The sequence below is a fragment of the Ideonella flava genome (genome assembly GCF_051857595.1).
In the GTDB taxonomy this organism is placed as follows: domain Bacteria; phylum Pseudomonadota; class Gammaproteobacteria; order Burkholderiales; family Burkholderiaceae_C; genus Ideonella.
In genome coordinates, this window is the sequence record NZ_JBPZHD010000008.1 from 218,338 (window position 1) to 233,887 (window position 15,550).

Sequence of the window (15,550 nt, forward strand, 5' to 3'; positions counted from 1 at the left end):
ACCCCTTTGCGGCGAACCTGCCGCGCCCGCCGTGCCCGATCAGGGCCCCTCGCGCGTGAAATGACAGCGTTTTACCGCCCGCCTCTGCGGCTTGGCCGCCCTCAAACCTCGGCACAGTGCTGACATACCGTTTCTGTTTGCCCTGGCGCCTGCCTTGACCTCCCCGGCTCTTTCAGCACTGCCCTCGTGGCTGGCGTTTCCCGCCGGGCCCTGGCTCGCGCTCGCGGCCGCGGCCGCGACCGGTGCGCTGGCCACGGTCTGCCAGGCCTATCGAGAGGTTCGGCGCCGCGCCCAGGCCACCCGCGAGGATCTGCAGCTGGTGCAGGCCATGCTCGACCAGAGCCCGCATCTGATCGGGCTGGTCTCGCGCCAGGGACGCGTCCTGCGCGTCAGTTCCTCCAGCGACGTGTCGCTCGGGCCTGCCGCCGAGCTCCAGGGCCGATTGCTCTGGGAGCTGAAGGCGTGGGCCGACGATCCTGCGGGGGCGACGTCCTTGCGCGAAGCCCTCGACGCCGCCGCCATGGGTCATGCTCGGCAAGTGGAGGTCAAGCTCGACGGCGAGGGCGGCCCCATGCGACTGGAACTGAGCCTGCGTCCGCTTCGTTCAGCGGCGGCGCTGCCCTCCCATGTGCTGGTCGAGGCCCGGGACGTCACCCTTCGCCGGCAGGCCGAGGACAAGATGCGCCTGGCGGCAGCGATCTTCGAACAGGCCCGGGAAGGCATCCTGATCACCGACCCGCGCGGCGTGGTGGTGTCCGTCAACCAGGCGCTCGGCACGATCACCGGCTTCGAGGCGGACGAGCTGGTCGGCCAGTATCCGGCCATGCTGACCACTGCCCTGGAGGACGCCGGCCTGCCGCGCCGGATCCGCCGGTCGCTGCTACGCGCGGGTCACTGGCAAGGCGAATTGCGCAGCCACCGCAAGAACGGCGAGCCCTTCACGGCCTGGGTGTCGCTCAGCCGCCGACGCGATGCCTCGGGCCGCTGCACGCACCTCATCGGCATCGTCAACGACATCACCCGCTCCAAGGATGCCGAGCAGCAGCTGATGCGCCAGGCGCACTTCGACGCACTCACCGAGCTGCCGAACCGCAACCTGCTCGAAGACCGGCTGCGCGTCGCGCTGGCCACCGCCCAGCGCCAGTCCGACCCGCTGGCCCTGCTGTTCATCGACGTCAACCAGTTCCGCCACATCAACGACAACTTCGGCCACCGCGTCGGCGACGGCGTGCTGCTGGAGATCTCCCACCGGCTGCGCGACAACCTGCGCGAAAGCGACCTGGTGGCCCGCCTGGGCGGGGACGAATTCGCCGTCCTGCTGCCCGGCACCCAGCCTGAAGGGGCGGCCCAGGTCGCCGCGAAGTTGCTCGAGCGCGTCGCCCAGCCCTGTCTCGTCGGCGACCATGAACTCAGCCTCACCCTTTCGATCGGCGTGGCGACCTGCCCCGTCGATGGCGACACCGTCGAAGCGCTGACGCGCTGCGCCGACACCGCCATGTACCGCGCCAAGCTCGAAGGCCGCGGCACCTACCAGTTCTTCACGGCCGGCATGCAGCAACGCTCCGTGCGGCAGCTGCAACTCGAGGCCGCCCTGCGCCGCGCGGCCGAGCGGGGCGAACTGCGGCTGCACTACCAGCCGCAGCTGGACGCCCGCAGCGGAGCGGTCATCGGGGTGGAGGCCCTGGTCCGGTGGGAGCACCCGGAACTGGGCATGGTGTCGCCCGGCGAGTTCATCCCCCTGGCCGAGAGCAGCGGCCAGATCCTGGCCATTGGCGAATGGGTGCTGCGCACCGCCGCCCGCCAGGCAAGGACCTGGCGCGAGTCCGGCCTGACCGGCCTGGTCGTGGCGGTCAACCTGTCAGCCATCCAGTTCCGCGACCCCGGCCTGCCGGAGCTGGTCAAGTCCATCCTGGAGGAAGCCGACCTCCCGCCGGGCTGCCTGGAGTTGGAGCTGACCGAAAGCGTGGCGACCGGCAACCCGACGGTGGCCATCGCGATGATGGACCGGCTCCATGCGCTCGGCGTGCGCCTGTCGATCGACGACTTCGGCACCGGCTACTCTTCGCTCAACTACCTCAAGCGCTTCCGCATCCACACGCTGAAGATCGACCAGAGCTTCGTGCGCGACATCGGCACCGACGCCGACGACCGGGCCATCGTGCAGGCCATCGTCCAGATGGCGCATGCCCTTCAACTGACGACCATCGCCGAGGGTGTCGAGACCGACGTGCAGGCCAGCTTCCTGCGCGCCCAGGGCTGCGACGCCATGCAGGGCTTCCGCTTCTGCCGCCCGCTCGAGGTCGACGCCGCCACCGACTGGATCCACAAGCGCCGCGCCACCCTCCTCGCCCTGGACCAACCGGCAGTCTGAATCCTCGGTGCGCGCAAAGCGCTGCACCCTTCCTCTGCTCGATTCCGGTCTTGTTCGTGCGCGCGAAGCGCCGCACCCTCCCAGGGCGTGCGCGGATCCGGCTTTGCCGGTCCGCTGCGCGAGCCCCCTCGGGGGGCAGCCCCTGGCAAGGGGCGTGGGGGCCTACTTCTCTGCTTCTTCCTCGACCGGCCAGTCGCGGATGTAGGCCTTGAGCATGCGGTTCTCGAAGTCCTGGGCCTCGACCACCGACTTGGCCACGTCGTAGAACGAGATCACGCCCATCAGCGTCCGCCCGTCGAGCACCGGCATGTAGCGGGCGTGGCGGCCGAGCATCATGCGGCGGACTTCATTGATGTCCGTCTCGGGGGTGCAGGTCAGTGGCGCGTCGTCCATGACCGAGTTGACGATGGTGGCGCCGACCTCGCCGCCATTCCTGACCACCGCGCGGATGACCTCGCGGAAGGTCAGCATGCCGACCAGGTCGCCGTGGGTCATCACCACCAGGGAGCCGATGTCGTGCTCGGCCATCGTCGTCACCGCCTCGGCCAGCAGACTTTCCGGTGACACGGTGAACAAGGTACTGCCCTTGACACGCAGGATGTCGCTGACTTTCATGGTGGTCTCCTTCGGCTCGAATTGCGGTGCGGGAACCGGCTCCCAACGACGTGGGCGGACGCTGCCCACGGGATCAACATAGCACACAATCGTGGCCCGACACAGATCCGGTAACACCTTATGGCAGGCGCTACAGACCCGGGTTTCGACACGCTGGCGCTGCACGCCGGTGCGGCGCCCGACCCCGCCACCGGCGCCCGCGCCGTGCCCATCCACCTGACCACGTCCTTTGTCTTCGAATCCAGCGAACACGCGGCGTCGCTGTTCAACCTGGAGCGCTCGGGCCACGTCTACAGCCGCATCTCCAATCCGACCAACGCGGTGCTGGAGGAGCGGGTCGCCGCACTCGAAGGCAGCGTCTGCGCCATCGCCACCGCAAGCGGCCAGGCAGCCCTGCACCTGGCCATCGTGACGCTCGCCGGCGCGGGCTCCCACATCGTCGCCAGCTCGGCGCTGTACGGTGGCTCGCACAACCTGCTGCACTACACCCTCAAGCGCTTCGGCATCGAGACGACTTTCGTCAAGACACGCGAACTCGATGCGTGGCGCGCGGCGATCCGACCGAACACGCGCCTGCTCTTCGGCGAAACGCTCGGCAACCCGGGGCTCGACGTCATGGATGTCCCGGCCGTCTCCGCCATTGCGCATGAGGCCGGCCTGCCGCTGCTGGTGGATTCAACTTTCACGACGCCCTGGCTGATGAAGCCGGTGGAGCTGGGGGCCGACCTGGTCTTCCACTCGGCCACCAAGTTCCTCTCGGGCCACGGCACGGTGGTGGGCGGAGTGCTCGTCGATGGAGGGCGCTTCGATTGGGAAGCCAGCGGGCGCTTCCCCGAACTGACCGAGCCCTACGAGGGCTTCCACGGCATGGTCTTCAGCGAGGAGAGCTCTGACGGCGCCTTCCTGCTGCGCGCCAGGCGAGAGGGCCTGCGCGACTTCGGCGCCTGCATGAGCCCGCACACCGCGTGGCTGATCCTGCAAGGCGTCGAGACCCTGCCGCTGCGCATGGCGCGGCACATCGACAACACCCGCCGCGTGGTCCAGTTCCTCGTCTCGCATCCGATGGTCGGCAGCGTCGGCTATCCGGAACTCGAGTCTCACCCCGATCACGCGCTGGCGGCCAGGCTTCTGCCGCGCGGCTGCGGCTCGGTCTTCAGCTTCGACATCAAGGGCTCGCGGCGGCAGGGCCAGGCGTTCATCGAGGCCCTGAAGCTGTTCTCGCACCTGGCCAACGTCGGCGATTGCCGGTCCCTCGTGATCCACCCGGCCTCGACGACCCACTTCCGGATGGACGACGCGGCACTGGCTCAGGCCGGCATCGGGCCCGGCACGATCCGCTTGTCGATCGGGCTGGAAGATCCGGACGACCTCATCGATGACCTGAAGCGGGCGCTGAGGGCAGCGGAGAAGGCCGCATGAAGCTCAGCGTCCACGGCCGCCAGGCCTACGCCTACACCGGCGGCAAGGCATTCGATCCTTCCCTGCCCTGCATCGTCTTCCTGCACGGCGCGCTGCACGACCACTCGGTGTGGACACTGCTGGCACGCTGGTGCGCCCACCACGGCTACGGCGTGCTGGCACCCGACCTGCCCGGACACATGAAGAGCGACGGCCCGGCACTGGAAAGCGTCGAGGCCATGGCGGACTGGGTGCTGGCCCTGCTGGATGCAGCACAAGTGAAGCAAGCGGCCCTCGTCGGCCACAGCATGGGCTCGCTGATCGCGCTCGAGGCCGCCGGGCGTGAGCCTTCGCGGGTCAGCCGACTCGTCATGGTGGGCACGGCCTATCCGATGAAGGTGTCGCCGGCCCTGCTGGAGCTGTCGAAGGACGATCCGCTGGCAGCGATCGACCTGGTGACCACGCTTTCGTACTCCACGCTGGCCCCCAAGCCCGGCTATCCCGGCCCGGGCGTGTGGGTGCGCGGCGGCGGCAGGGCCCTGTGCCGCCTGGTCCTGGCGCGGCAGGGTAACGCCGCGCTCTATCACCAGGACTTCGTCGCTTGCGATGCCTACCGAGGCGCGCTCGAAGCCGCAGCGCGGGTCACTGCCCCGGCGACGCTCATCCTGGGCCGACGAGACCAGATGACACCGCCCAAGGCCGCGGCCGAGATCGGAGCGGCCTTGAAGGCGCGGATCGAGAACGTCGAAGCCGGCCACGTCCTGATGGCCGAGGCACCGGACCCGACCCTGGCCGCACTTCGCAGTGCCCTGGCCTGACTTCCCACGAACCCGTGCAGCACCGCGTGAAGACCTGTTTCCTCGCCCTGGCCCTTCTCTTCTCCTTCCTCCCTCGCGCACAAGCGCAGGACACCGCCAAGGACGCCGCCCGCTACCAGGCCGCGCGCGAAGCCGTGCGCGACCTGGGGCGCATCCTCGCCCCGACCGGCGTGCAGGAGACGTACAAGACGAAGATCGGCGGCATCGACCAATGGCTCAGCGTGCGGGGCCAGGACCTGCGCAACCCCATCATCCTGTTCGTGCACGGCGGCCCGGCTTCGCCGCTGATGCCCACGATGTGGCAGTTCCAGCGGCCGCTCGAGGAGTACTTCACCGTCGTCAACTGGGACCAGCGCGGCGCCGGCAAGACCTTCGGCGAAACCGATCCGGCTGCCATCTCGGACACCATCCACATTTCCCGCTACGTCGATGACGCGATCGAGGTGGCCGAGCACATTCGCGCCAAGTACCGCCAGCGCAAACTCATCCTGATGGGCCACAGCTGGGGCACGGTGGCGGGCATGGGCGCGGCGCTCAAGCGGCCCGACCTCTTCTGCGCCTACGTCGGCATCGGGCAGAACATCAACACCCGCGAGAACGAGCGCATCAGCTTCGAGTACGGGCTGTCCCAGGCCCGCGCCCACGGCAACGCAGAAGCCATCAAGGAACTGGAGTCGATCGCGCCCTACCCCGGCGACCGGCCGATCACCCGCGAACGCATCATCATCGCCCGCAAGTGGCCGCAGTTCTACGGAGGCTTGAGCGCCTGGCGGTCGGAGTCGCCCTACTTCTTCAATGCCTCGCTGCTTTCAGCCGAGTACGAGCCCAAGGACCGCGCGGCCATCGACGAAGGCAACGTGTTCACGCTCGGCCGCATCCTCCCGGAGTTCCTGGAGGTCGACTTCACGGGCGTGAAGCGCTTCCCGATCCCGGTGGTGATGTTCATGGGCCGCCACGACTACACGACGCCCTCGGAGCCGACCGCGAAGTGGCTGGATGCGGTGCAGGCCCCCTCCAAGCAGGCGGTCTGGTTCGAACGTTCTTCCCACATGATTCCATGGGAGGAGCCTGGCAAGATGCTGCTGAGCCTGCTGAAGTACGTGCGCCCGCTGGCCGACCCGGCCGTGCCGGTCGACGCCGGGCGCTGAACGCGAGGAGCCGAGGATGAACACTGCCGCGACCACGGTCGACCCGAAGACCTTCCACAGCTTCGCCGAGTTCTATCCCTTCTACCTCGGCGAGCACAGCAACCGGACCTGCCGTCGCCTGCACTTCGTGGGCTCGACGCTGGCGCTGGCATGCCTCGGTGCCCTGCTGGCGACCGGGCGTTGGGAGTTCCTGCTCTACGGCCTGCTGTGCGGCTACGGCTTCGCCTGGCTGGGCCACTTCGGCTTCGAGAAGAACCGGCCGGCCAGCTTCAAGCGCCCGCTCTACAGCTTCATGGGCGACTGGGTCATGTACGGCCAGATCTGGCGCGGCAGGATCCCGTTCTGAATCAGGCCGCCACGGGCGCCAGATTGGCCAGCATGTCGCGCACCATCGCGCGCAGGTCGTACTCGGGCCTCCAGCCCCAGTCTTCACGGGCGGCGGAGTCGTCGATCGAACGCGGCCACGAGTCGGCGATGGCCTGGCGGAAGTCCGGCGCGTAGTCGATCGCGAATCCGGCGATCTCCTCGCCGATGGCGGCCGCGATCTCGGCAGGCGTGAAGCTCACGCCGGCGAGGTTGTAGCCATGGCGCTCGCGGATCTTCTCGGCCGGCGCCTCCATCAGTTCCAGCGTCGCCCGGATGGCATCGGGCATGTACATCATCGGCAGCGCCGACTGCGGGCCGAGGAAGCTGGTGTAGCGGCGCTGCTTCAGCGCCTCGTGGAAGATCTCCACCGCGTAGTCGGTGGTGCCGCCACCGGGCGGCGTCTTCCAGCTGATGAGGCCGGGGTAGCGGATGGAGCGCACATCCACGCCGTGCATTCGGTGGTACCAGGCGCACCAGCCTTCGCCGGCCAGCTTGGAGATGCCGTAGACAGTCGTCGGCTCCATCACCGTCTTCTGCGGGGTGCGGTCGCGGGGTGTGGTCGGGCCGAAGGCGGCGATCGAACTGGGCCAGAAGACCTTGTCCAGCTTGTGCGTGCGAGCGAGCTCCAGCACGTTCAGCAGGCCCTTCATGTTCAGGTCCCAGGCCCACATCGGATGCTGCTCGCCGCGGGCGGAGAGCGCCGCCGCCAGGTGGTAGATCTGGGTGATGCCGTGCCGCTCGACGATGGTCGTCAACGCGGAAGCGTCGGTCACGTCCAGCGCCTCGTGGGCCAGGCCCGGCACGCGGCCCTTGGGCGCCAGGTCGCTGGTGACCACAGCGTTGGCGCCGTGGCGGCGGGCCAGTTCTTCGGCCAGTTCGGTGCCGATCTGGCCGTTGGCCCCGATGATCAGGATCCTGGGCCCGCTCATTTCACCAGCCCCAGTTCACGGCCGGCCTGGCGGAAGGCGGCGACGGCCTTTTCGAGATCGGCCTGCTCGTGCGCGGCGCTCAGCTGCACGCGGATGCGGGCCTGGCCTTTGGGCACCACCGGGTAGAAGAAGCCGACGACGTAGATGCCCAGCTCCAGCAGGCGCGCGGCGAGTTGCTGCGCCTTCACCGCGTCATGGACCATGATCGGAACGATGGGATGCTCGCCCGGCTTGATGTCGAAACCCGCCTCGGCAATGGCACGGCGGAAGTACTTCGTGTTGGCTTCGAGCTTGTCGCGCAATGTGGTCGAGCCTTCGAGCAGATCGAGCACGGCGATGGAGGCGCCGACGATCGACGGCGCGACGGTGTTCGAGAACAGATAGGGCCTCGAGCGCTGGCGCAGGATCTCGACGACCTCCTTGCGCGCGGCGGTGAAGCCGCCGGACGCGCCGCCCAGCGCCTTGCCGAGGGTGCCGGTGATGATGTCGATCTTGCCGAACACGCCGCGGTACTCGTGCGTGCCGCGGCCACGCGGGCCGAGGAAGCCGCTCGCATGACACTCGTCGATGCCCAGCAACGCACCGAAACGGTCGCACAGCGCGCGAATCTCGTCCAGCCGGGCGATGGTGCCGTCCATGGAGAACACGCCGTCGGTGAAGACGAGCTTGAAGCGCGCGCCCTTTTCCTCGGCCTCCTTCAGGCAGCGCTCGAGATCCGCCAGGTCGTTGTGCTTGTAGCGCCAGCGCTGGGCCTTGCACAGCCGGATGCCGTCGATGATCGAGGCGTGGTTCAGCTCGTCGCTGATGATGGCGTCGGCCTCGCCCAGCAGCGGCTCGAACAGCCCACCGTTCGCGTCGAAGGCGGCGGCATAGAGGATCGCGTCCTCGGTGCCCAGGAAGCGCGCGATGCGGGCCTCCAGCGTCTTGTGGATGTCCTGCGTGCCGCAGATGAAGCGCACCGAGCTGAGACCGAAACCGTGCGTGCGCAGCGCTTCATGGGCCGCTTCGATCACGGCCGGGTGGCTGGACAGGCCGAGGTAGTTGTTGGCACACAGGTTGATGACTTCCTGGCCGTCCACGGTCCGCACGTGGGCGCCCTGCGGCGTGGCGATGATGCGCTCGGCCTTGTAGAGGCCGGAGTCGCGGATACCTTGCAGCTCCTGGCGCAGGTGGGCGAAGAAATCTGGCGTGTCGGGCATGGGCGAGCTCCTTCTGCTTCGTCACTTCGGGCACAATCCGATTTCACTGGATTTGCCGAAGTTCGATATATCGAACTGGCGTGCAGTATCGTAAACAAGCCGAGCCTGGTCAAGCCCCCCGATGAACCGCCCTGCCGTGCACGAGCCGCCCCGCGTCGGCGAAACCCTCGCCGCCCTGCGGCAGGAACGGGCCCTGTCGCTGGACGAGCTGTCGCGCCAGGCGGGCGTGTCGAAATCGATGCTGTCGCAGATCGAGCGCAACCAGGCCAATCCCACCGTCGCCGTGGTCTGGCGCCTGGCCAATGCGCTGGGCGTCCCCATGGCGGAGCTGCTCGGCGCGGACAAGCCCAGCCAGCCCGCCATCGCCACGGTGCCTTCGCACGCCACGCCGTCCCTGCGCAGCCCGGATGGCCACTGCGAATTGCGCATCCTCGGCCCAATCGACCTGGCGGGCCAGTTCGAGTGGTACGAGCTGACGGTGCAGCCCGGCGGCGCCCTGGAATCCGAGCCGCACGAGCCAGGCTCGCGCGAGCATCTGAGCGTGCTGGCCGGGACACTGGAGGTCCAGTCGGCCGAGGCCTTCACCCGGCTCAAGGCCGGCGAGACGGCACGCTACGCGGTGGACCAGCCCCATGCCATTCGCAACCCCGGCGACAGCGTCGCGCAGGCGTTGCTGGTGGTCGTGCACCCCAGCTGACCGCGCGAAGCTCAGGCGAGCAGCTCGGCCAGCGTCAGCTTGTCCATCCCGGTGCGCTGGCGGAAGGCCGCCACGCGCACGTCGGGCTGGAGCAGCAGCTTGTCGATCAGCGGCGCGGCCGGCGTGTGGGCAGGGTCGCACAGCAGCACCCAGCGCTGCACGCCCTCCTCCTCCAGTCGACCGACCCAATCGCCCTGGACCAGCAGTTCGAGGATGGGCTCGATCTGCAGGGGATCGATGCGCAGCTTCTGCGCGATGCGGGCCGGGTCCGTCCCGCGCTGCTCGCTCGCCCGCGCCGCAGCCAGCTCGGCCAACACGGCCAGGGCCAGGGTGAAACGCTGGCCCGGGGCCGTGCCGTGACGCACCACGCGCATCTGCAGGCTGGGCGCATAGGCGGCGATCACCGCCCCCAGCAACACGATGACCCAGCCGGTGTAGAGCCAGAGCAGGAAGATCGGAGCGGTCGCAAAGGCGCCATAGACGGTGGAGTAGCTGCCGACCGCCGAGACGTACCAGCCCAGCACACGCTTCGCGATCTCGAACCCCGCAGCAACGAAGAGCCCTCCGGCCGCCGCATGTCGCCAGCGAACATGGGTGTTAGGCACGTAGTGGAACAGCCCCGCCATCGTCGCCGCCAACAAGCTGAACTCGACGATGTCCAGCAGCAGCCGTACGCCGCCGGGCATCGTCCCCACCAGCCCGCGCGAGGCCGAGATCGCATAGCTCGTGAGGCTCAATGACACCCCGAGCACCAGGGGGCCCAGGGTGATCGCCGCCCAGTAGACCAGCACGCGTTGCGCGATGGGGCGCGGCTTGCGCACGCGCCAGACAGCGTTGAGCGTGCGGTCTATGGTCAGCATCAGCGCCAGGGCGCTGATCACCAGCACCACCAGCCCCGCGCCGCCCAGCTTGTGGGCCTTGCTCGAGAACTGGGTCAGCGCTCCCAGGACAGGCTTGGCGATGGTGTCCGGCACCAGGCTTTGCAGGAAGTACTTCTGCAGTGCGTCCTGGAAATTCGCGAACATCGGGAAGGCGGTGAAGATGGCCAGCATCACCGTCAGCAAGGGCACCAAAGCAATCAGCGTGGTGAAGGTGAGGCTGCCGGCAGTCTGGCCGAGGCGGTCGTCGCGAAAGCGCAGGCGCAAGGTGCGCAGCGTCTCGTACCAGGGCCAGTTACGCAGGGTTTGCAGTGAGTCGGCGAGCACCTGCCGCCAGCCCTTGTGACGCAGGGCGAGAGTCGAAATCATGGCGGCTATCATGCCAGCCGTGCCCTCGCTGTCCCCGCCTTCCGGCGTGCCTGTCGCCCCTTCTCCCCTGCCTCCCGATGCGCCCACGCGAGTCACGCGTGCCCTGGCGATGGGCCTTCTGGTGGGCCTGGTTCTGCTGGGCCTGGCCTGGGAGCTCTGGCTGTCCCCCACCGGCCGCGGCACGTGGGCTGTGAAGGTGCTGCCACTATTGCCTGCCTTGCCAGGCCTCTGGCGCTGGCGCCTTTACACCTATCGCTGGTTGTCGCTGCTGGTGTGGCTCTACATAGCCGAGGGCCTGGTCCGGGCGGGCAGCGAACATGGGACAGGCGCGGCCATGGCGACCACTCAAGTCCTCGTGGGCGTCGCCCTGTTTGCAGCTTGCGCCATCCATGTTCGCTGGCGCCTCAAGAGGGCTGCCCGATGAGCGCTTCATTGATCGAAACGCTGCGCGCGCTGGTCGGCCATGATCAGGTTCTGCAAGGCGAAGGGCTGGAGGCCTACGAGGTCGACTGGCGCAAGCGCTATCGGGGGCGCGCACTGGCGGTCGTCCGGCCAGGCCACGCCGACGAAGTGGCCGCGGTGGTGCGTGCCTGCTTGGCGGCCGGCGTGACGGTCGTGCCGCAAGGCGGCAATACGGGGCTCGTCGGCGGCGGCGTGCCCGATGCCAGCGGCACGCAGATTCTCTTGAGCCTCACGCGCCTGAACCGGATCCGCGAGATCGATGCGGACAACCTCACGCTCACTGCCGAGGCCGGTTGCATCCTCCAGACCCTGCAGGAGGCGGCGGCAGCCCGGGAGCTGCTCTTCCCTCTGAGTCTCGCCGCGGAGGGCAGCTGCACCATTGGCGGAAATCTCGCCACCAACGCCGGCGGGACGCAAGTGCTGCGCTACGGCAATGCGCGAGAGCTGTGCCTCGGGCTGGAGGCCGTGACGGCGGCGGGCGACGTCTGGCACGGCCTGAGCGGCCTGCGCAAGAACAACACCGGCTACGACCTGCGCGACCTGCTGATCGGCAGCGAAGGAACGCTCGGCATCATCACGGCCGCCACGCTCAAGCTCTACCCCGCCCCGGCGTCGATCGTTACGGCGCTGGCGGCCTGCCCGTCGGTCGAAGCGGCGGTCGGCCTGCTGAACCTGGCCCGGACACGGCTCGGGGCCGGTCTGACGGGCTTCGAACTGATGGGGCGGTTTGCCCTCAGCCTCGTGGAGCGCCACTTCCCGCAGCTGCCGCGCCCGCTCGCCCCCGCCCCATGGACGGTGCTGCTGGAGCTGGCCGGCACCGATTCCGAGAACCAGGAACGCGATCGGCTCGGCAGCACGCTCGAAGCAGCCCTTGAACAAGGGCTCGTCAACGACGCCGCCGTGGCGGAAAGCATCGCCCAATCACGCGCCCTGTGGCACCTGCGCGAATCCATCCCGCTGGCCCAGAGCGAAGAGGGTCTCAACATCAAGCACGACATCGCGCTGCCCATCTCGGCGATCCCGGGCTTCGTCGATCGAATGGCCGCCGAGCTGGAGCGGGCGGCTCCTGGAGGACGCGTGGTGTGCTTCGGTCACCTCGGCGACGGCAACCTGCACTACAACCTGCAGGGCCCGGAAGGCGAATCCGCGAGTGCCTTCCTGGCGCAACACGAAGCGGCGATCAACGCCCTGGTCTATGACGAGGTCCAGCGCCTGGCCGGTTCCATCTCGGCGGAGCACGGGATAGGCGAGCTCAAGCGCGAAGAGCTGGCCCAGCGCGGCTCGCCGGTCGGGCTGGGCATGATGCGAGCCATCAAGCACGCCCTCGATCCGGGCGGGCTGATGAACCCCGGGCGTGTGATCTGACGAGCAGCGCTTCGCGCTTCTTCAGTGGGAGGGGCCCTTGAGGGTTTCGGGCACCGGCAGCGCCATCACCTCGATGCCCTCGTCGGCCAGCGCGGCACGCTGCTCGGGCGTGGCCTGGCCTCGAATGCCACGGGACTCGGCTTCGCCGTAGTGGATGCGGCGCGCCTCCTCAGGGAAGCGCTCGCCGACGTCTTCCGTCCGGGCCATCACGTGCCTGACCGCCTCGACCCAGAGGTGCTGCAGCGTCACGGCCTGGCCCGAAGGCGCCGCGGGCGGGCCGGACGGCGCCTGCACCGGCTCTGCCGGCGGGCGCGCACCCAGGTTCAGCCGCGGCGCACTGGGCAGCCGCGAGACCGCCTTGTCGCTGCACAACGGGCACTCGATCAGTCCGCGCTCGAGCTGCTGCAAGAAGTCGTCCTCGGACGCGAACCAGCCTTCGAAGCCGTGTCCGTGCGTGCAACGCAGATCGAGAACCTTCATGGGCCGATTATCGGCCGGCGAGCACGTCGCCCACCGGGCGCCAGTCCAAAGGCCAGGCGCCTGAACGCCACTTTTGCAACCACATCAGCGCGACCAGCGTCTTCGCGTCGGTCAACTCGCCCTGCGCGGCCAGCCGATCCAGCTCGGCCTCTTCCATCGCACAGACGTCGATGAACTCGCCGCGGTCGAGCTGGCGCTCACCCGCCTCCAGGCCCCTGGCGAACCAGATCTCGATGCCTTCGGTCGAGTAGGCGATGGCGTTATGCATGGTCGCCGCGAAGGCCCATTCGGCGGCCTGGTAGCCGGTCTCTTCGGCCAGCTCCCGAACGGCGCAGCGCCCGCTGGGCTCGCCGGGATCGATCTTGCCGGCCGGGAACTCGAGCATGACCCGCCCCAGGGGATGGCGATACTGCCGCTCCATCACCAGGCGAGCATCGTCCAGCAGCGCCACGACGACGACGGCGCCGGGATGCACGATGTACTCGCGGGTGGCCGTTTCTCCGCCGGGCAGCCGCACCGTGTCGCGGCGAACGTCCAGGAAGCTGCCGCGAACGAGCTGCTGGCGCTCGAGGGTGGTCTCGACCAGATGGTCGTCTGGCTCGAGCCGCCGGTCAGTCATGCTGTGTCGGCGCATGGCGCCGCCGAAGGTATCGCCACACGAAGCCGGGCGACGCCAAGGTCAGGAACAGGCAGGCACCGGCCGCGAAGAACTCCCAATCCTGCGGGGCGCGTTGGCCGATGGAGCCTTCGAGGGCGATGCCCAGGGCCCAGGTGGCCAGCGCGTAGACAACCAGCTCGAGCAGCCGCCAGGCAAAGGCCTTCGGGTGCAGACGAGGCCCAAGCAAGAACAGTCGCTCGTTCAGGAACGGCAGGTTGGCGGCGATCATCGCCACCACCAGCACCAGCCAGACGGACGCGGCCTGCGTCACCGCCGTGGCCGCCCGTCAGCCGGCGAGCGCGCGCACGACGACGTCGCGGCACAGCGCCATGAGGCCATCGGGCAGCACGCCGAGCAGCAAAGCCGCCGCACCGTTTGCGGCGAGCAACACGCCGACGCCGCCGCGCGGCTCGATCGCGGCCACGCCATCGGCCGGCTCATCGAAGTACATCACCTTGACGACGCGCAGGTAGTAGTACGCCGCCACCAGCGAAAGCATGACTGCCACGATCGCCAGCACGATGTAGCCCGGCACATTGGTCGTGATCAGCGCCTGCAGCACGGCGAACTTCGCATAGAACCCCACCATCGGCGGGATGCCGGTGAGCGAGAACATGAACACCGTCATCACGCCGGCCAGCCACGGGCTGCGCTTGCCCAGGCCCGCCAGGTCGGAGACCTCTTCGTTCTCGAAGCCGGCCCGCGACAGGTACATCACCAGGCCGAAGGTGCCCAGCGTCGTCAGCACGTAGGTCACCATGTAGAACATGGCGGAGCTGTAGCCGTTGGCCGCCGACAGGGTGTTGGTGCCGATCACGGTCGGCGTCAGGCCCAGCAGCATGAAGCCGAGCTGACCGATCGCCGAATAGGCCAGCAGGCGCTTCAGGTTGGTCTGCACGATGGCGGCCAGGTTGCCGACAGTCATCGACAGCACCGACAACACGATCAGCATCTGCTGCCAGTCGTGCGCCAGGCCGGACAGGCCCTCCACCAGCAGGCGAATGGCGATGGCGAAGGCGGCGAGCTTCGGCGCGCCGGCAATCATCAGCGTGACCGCCGTCGGAGCGCCCTGATAGACGTCCGGCACCCACATGTGGAACGGAACCACGCCCAGCTTGAAGCCCAGGCCGGCGACGATGAACACCACGCCGAAGGTCAGCACCGTGGCGTTGATCTGCCCGGTCTGGATGGCGTTGAAGACGTCCGGCAGGTCGAGCGAGCGGGTCGCACCGTACAGCATGGACATGCCGTACAGCAGGAACCCGCTGGCCAGCGCGCCGAGCACGAAGTACTTCATCGCCGCCTCGGTGGCCACCGCATGGTCGCGTCGCAGCGCCACCAGGGCGTACAGCGACAGGCTCATCAGTTCCAGCCCGACGTAGATGACCAGGAAGTTGTTGGCCGAAATCATCACCGAGATGCCCAGCAGCACGAACATCGCCAGGGTGAAGAACTCGCCCTTGAGCAGCTCGCGCTCCGCCACGTAGGGACCGGCGTAGGCGACGGTGAGCATCATGGCCAGCGCGGCGCACAAGGCCAGCATGTGGCCCATCGGGTCCGACACGACCAGGCCTTGCATGCCGTAGACCGACGCCGCGGCGGCCTCTCCGCTCAGTCCACTGTGGAGCGCCATGCCGTGCATGACGGCCACGGCGGCCAGCGAAAGTTGCGTCAACCAGAAGGTGACACGACGCTTGGCGTCGGTGACGCCCAGGTCGACCAGCGCCACCACGCAGGCGGCGACCAGCAGCAGGATCTCGGGATAGACGACGAGCCAGTTCATTGAAGTCATGTTTT

16 protein-coding genes are annotated in these 15,550 nt (G+C 68.4%); 8 read left to right on the forward strand and 8 right to left on the reverse strand.

The features are described 5' to 3' along the window. Positions 1-154: 154 nt before the first annotated feature. The gene (locus tag ACS5PM_RS18710; protein ID WP_439389184.1) at positions 155-2,371 is read left to right on the forward strand and encodes a putative bifunctional diguanylate cyclase/phosphodiesterase; all 2,217 of its coding nucleotides are present in this window, start codon (positions 155-157) and stop codon (positions 2,369-2,371) included. A 162-nt stretch (positions 2,372-2,533) separates the two neighbouring features. Here ACS5PM_RS18710 and ACS5PM_RS18715 read toward each other — a convergent pair whose 3' ends face one another. Next, the gene (locus ACS5PM_RS18715) at positions 2,534-2,986 is read right to left on the reverse strand and encodes a CBS domain-containing protein (RefSeq protein WP_439389185.1); all 453 of its coding nucleotides are present in this window, start codon (positions 2,984-2,986) and stop codon (positions 2,534-2,536) included. A gap of 120 nt (positions 2,987-3,106) precedes the next feature. Between ACS5PM_RS18715 and ACS5PM_RS18720 the strand changes: the two genes are divergently transcribed. From ACS5PM_RS18720 to ACS5PM_RS18735, 4 genes are read left to right on the forward strand one after another with little or no spacing between them, the layout of a single operon-like run. Then, the gene (locus tag ACS5PM_RS18720) at positions 3,107-4,405 is read left to right on the forward strand and encodes an O-acetylhomoserine aminocarboxypropyltransferase (protein ID WP_439389186.1); all 1,299 of its coding nucleotides are present in this window, start codon (positions 3,107-3,109) and stop codon (positions 4,403-4,405) included. Next, complete coding sequence (locus ACS5PM_RS18725; protein WP_439389187.1) at positions 4,402-5,202, forward strand: alpha/beta fold hydrolase; 801 nt, start codon at positions 4,402-4,404, stop codon at positions 5,200-5,202. The genes ACS5PM_RS18720 and ACS5PM_RS18725 overlap by 4 nt, the downstream gene beginning before the upstream one ends. 26 nt (positions 5,203-5,228) lie before the next feature. Then, on the forward strand, positions 5,229-6,350 hold the full coding sequence (locus ACS5PM_RS18730; RefSeq protein WP_439389188.1) for an alpha/beta fold hydrolase: 1,122 nt from the start codon (positions 5,229-5,231) through the stop codon (positions 6,348-6,350). 16 nt (positions 6,351-6,366) lie between these two features. Then, positions 6,367-6,696, forward strand: a complete 330-nt coding sequence (locus ACS5PM_RS18735) for an Mpo1-like protein (RefSeq protein ID WP_439389189.1) — start codon at positions 6,367-6,369, stop codon at positions 6,694-6,696. 1 nt (position 6,697) lies between these two features. Here ACS5PM_RS18735 and ACS5PM_RS18740 read toward each other — a convergent pair whose 3' ends face one another. Then, entirely contained in the window at positions 6,698-7,645 is a 948-nt protein-coding gene (locus tag ACS5PM_RS18740; protein WP_439389190.1) for an NAD-dependent epimerase/dehydratase family protein, read from the reverse strand. Then, the gene (gene kbl / locus ACS5PM_RS18745) at positions 7,642-8,844 is read right to left on the reverse strand and encodes a glycine C-acetyltransferase (RefSeq protein ID WP_439389191.1); all 1,203 of its coding nucleotides are present in this window, start codon (positions 8,842-8,844) and stop codon (positions 7,642-7,644) included. The genes ACS5PM_RS18740 and kbl overlap by 4 nt, the downstream gene beginning before the upstream one ends. A 121-nt stretch (positions 8,845-8,965) precedes the next feature. On the opposite strand from kbl, the gene ACS5PM_RS18750 reads away from it, so the two are divergent. Then, the gene (locus ACS5PM_RS18750) at positions 8,966-9,541 is read left to right on the forward strand and encodes a helix-turn-helix domain-containing protein (RefSeq protein ID WP_439389192.1); all 576 of its coding nucleotides are present in this window, start codon (positions 8,966-8,968) and stop codon (positions 9,539-9,541) included. An 11-nt stretch (positions 9,542-9,552) separates the two neighbouring features. On the opposite strand, the gene ACS5PM_RS18755 is transcribed toward ACS5PM_RS18750, so the two are convergent. Then, the gene (locus ACS5PM_RS18755) at positions 9,553-10,788 is read right to left on the reverse strand and encodes a YihY family inner membrane protein (protein ID WP_439389193.1); all 1,236 of its coding nucleotides are present in this window, start codon (positions 10,786-10,788) and stop codon (positions 9,553-9,555) included. 10 nt (positions 10,789-10,798) lie between these two features. On the opposite strand from ACS5PM_RS18755, the gene ACS5PM_RS18760 reads away from it, so the two are divergent. Continuing rightward, positions 10,799-11,212 carry a DUF2069 domain-containing protein gene (locus ACS5PM_RS18760; protein WP_439389194.1) on the forward strand — a complete coding sequence of 138 codons (414 nt, stop codon included), beginning with the start codon at positions 10,799-10,801 and terminating at the stop codon, positions 11,210-11,212. After that, the gene (locus tag ACS5PM_RS18765) at positions 11,209-12,615 is read left to right on the forward strand and encodes an FAD-binding oxidoreductase (protein ID WP_439389195.1); all 1,407 of its coding nucleotides are present in this window, start codon (positions 11,209-11,211) and stop codon (positions 12,613-12,615) included. The genes ACS5PM_RS18760 and ACS5PM_RS18765 overlap by 4 nt, the downstream gene beginning before the upstream one ends. A 21-nt stretch (positions 12,616-12,636) precedes the next feature. Here ACS5PM_RS18765 and ACS5PM_RS18770 read toward each other — a convergent pair whose 3' ends face one another. From ACS5PM_RS18770 to nuoN, 4 genes are read right to left on the reverse strand one after another with little or no spacing between them, the layout of a single operon-like run. Then, the gene (locus ACS5PM_RS18770; RefSeq protein WP_439389196.1) at positions 12,637-13,095 is read right to left on the reverse strand and encodes a DUF1178 family protein; all 459 of its coding nucleotides are present in this window, start codon (positions 13,093-13,095) and stop codon (positions 12,637-12,639) included. A 7-nt stretch (positions 13,096-13,102) separates the two neighbouring features. Beyond that, positions 13,103-13,714, reverse strand: a complete 612-nt coding sequence (locus tag ACS5PM_RS18775; RefSeq protein ID WP_439389197.1) for an NUDIX domain-containing protein — start codon at positions 13,712-13,714, stop codon at positions 13,103-13,105. After that, a complete protein-coding gene (locus ACS5PM_RS18780) occupies positions 13,707-14,024 on the reverse strand; it encodes a DUF2818 family protein (RefSeq protein WP_439389198.1) in 318 nt (105 codons plus the stop codon). The genes ACS5PM_RS18775 and ACS5PM_RS18780 overlap by 8 nt, the downstream gene beginning before the upstream one ends. Positions 14,025-14,039: 15 nt before the next feature. Continuing rightward, positions 14,040-15,545: an NADH-quinone oxidoreductase subunit NuoN gene (gene nuoN / locus ACS5PM_RS18785; protein ID WP_439389199.1), complete on the reverse strand. Its 1,506-nt coding sequence runs from the start codon at positions 15,543-15,545 to the stop codon at positions 14,040-14,042. Between the last annotated feature and the right edge of the window lie 5 nt (positions 15,546-15,550).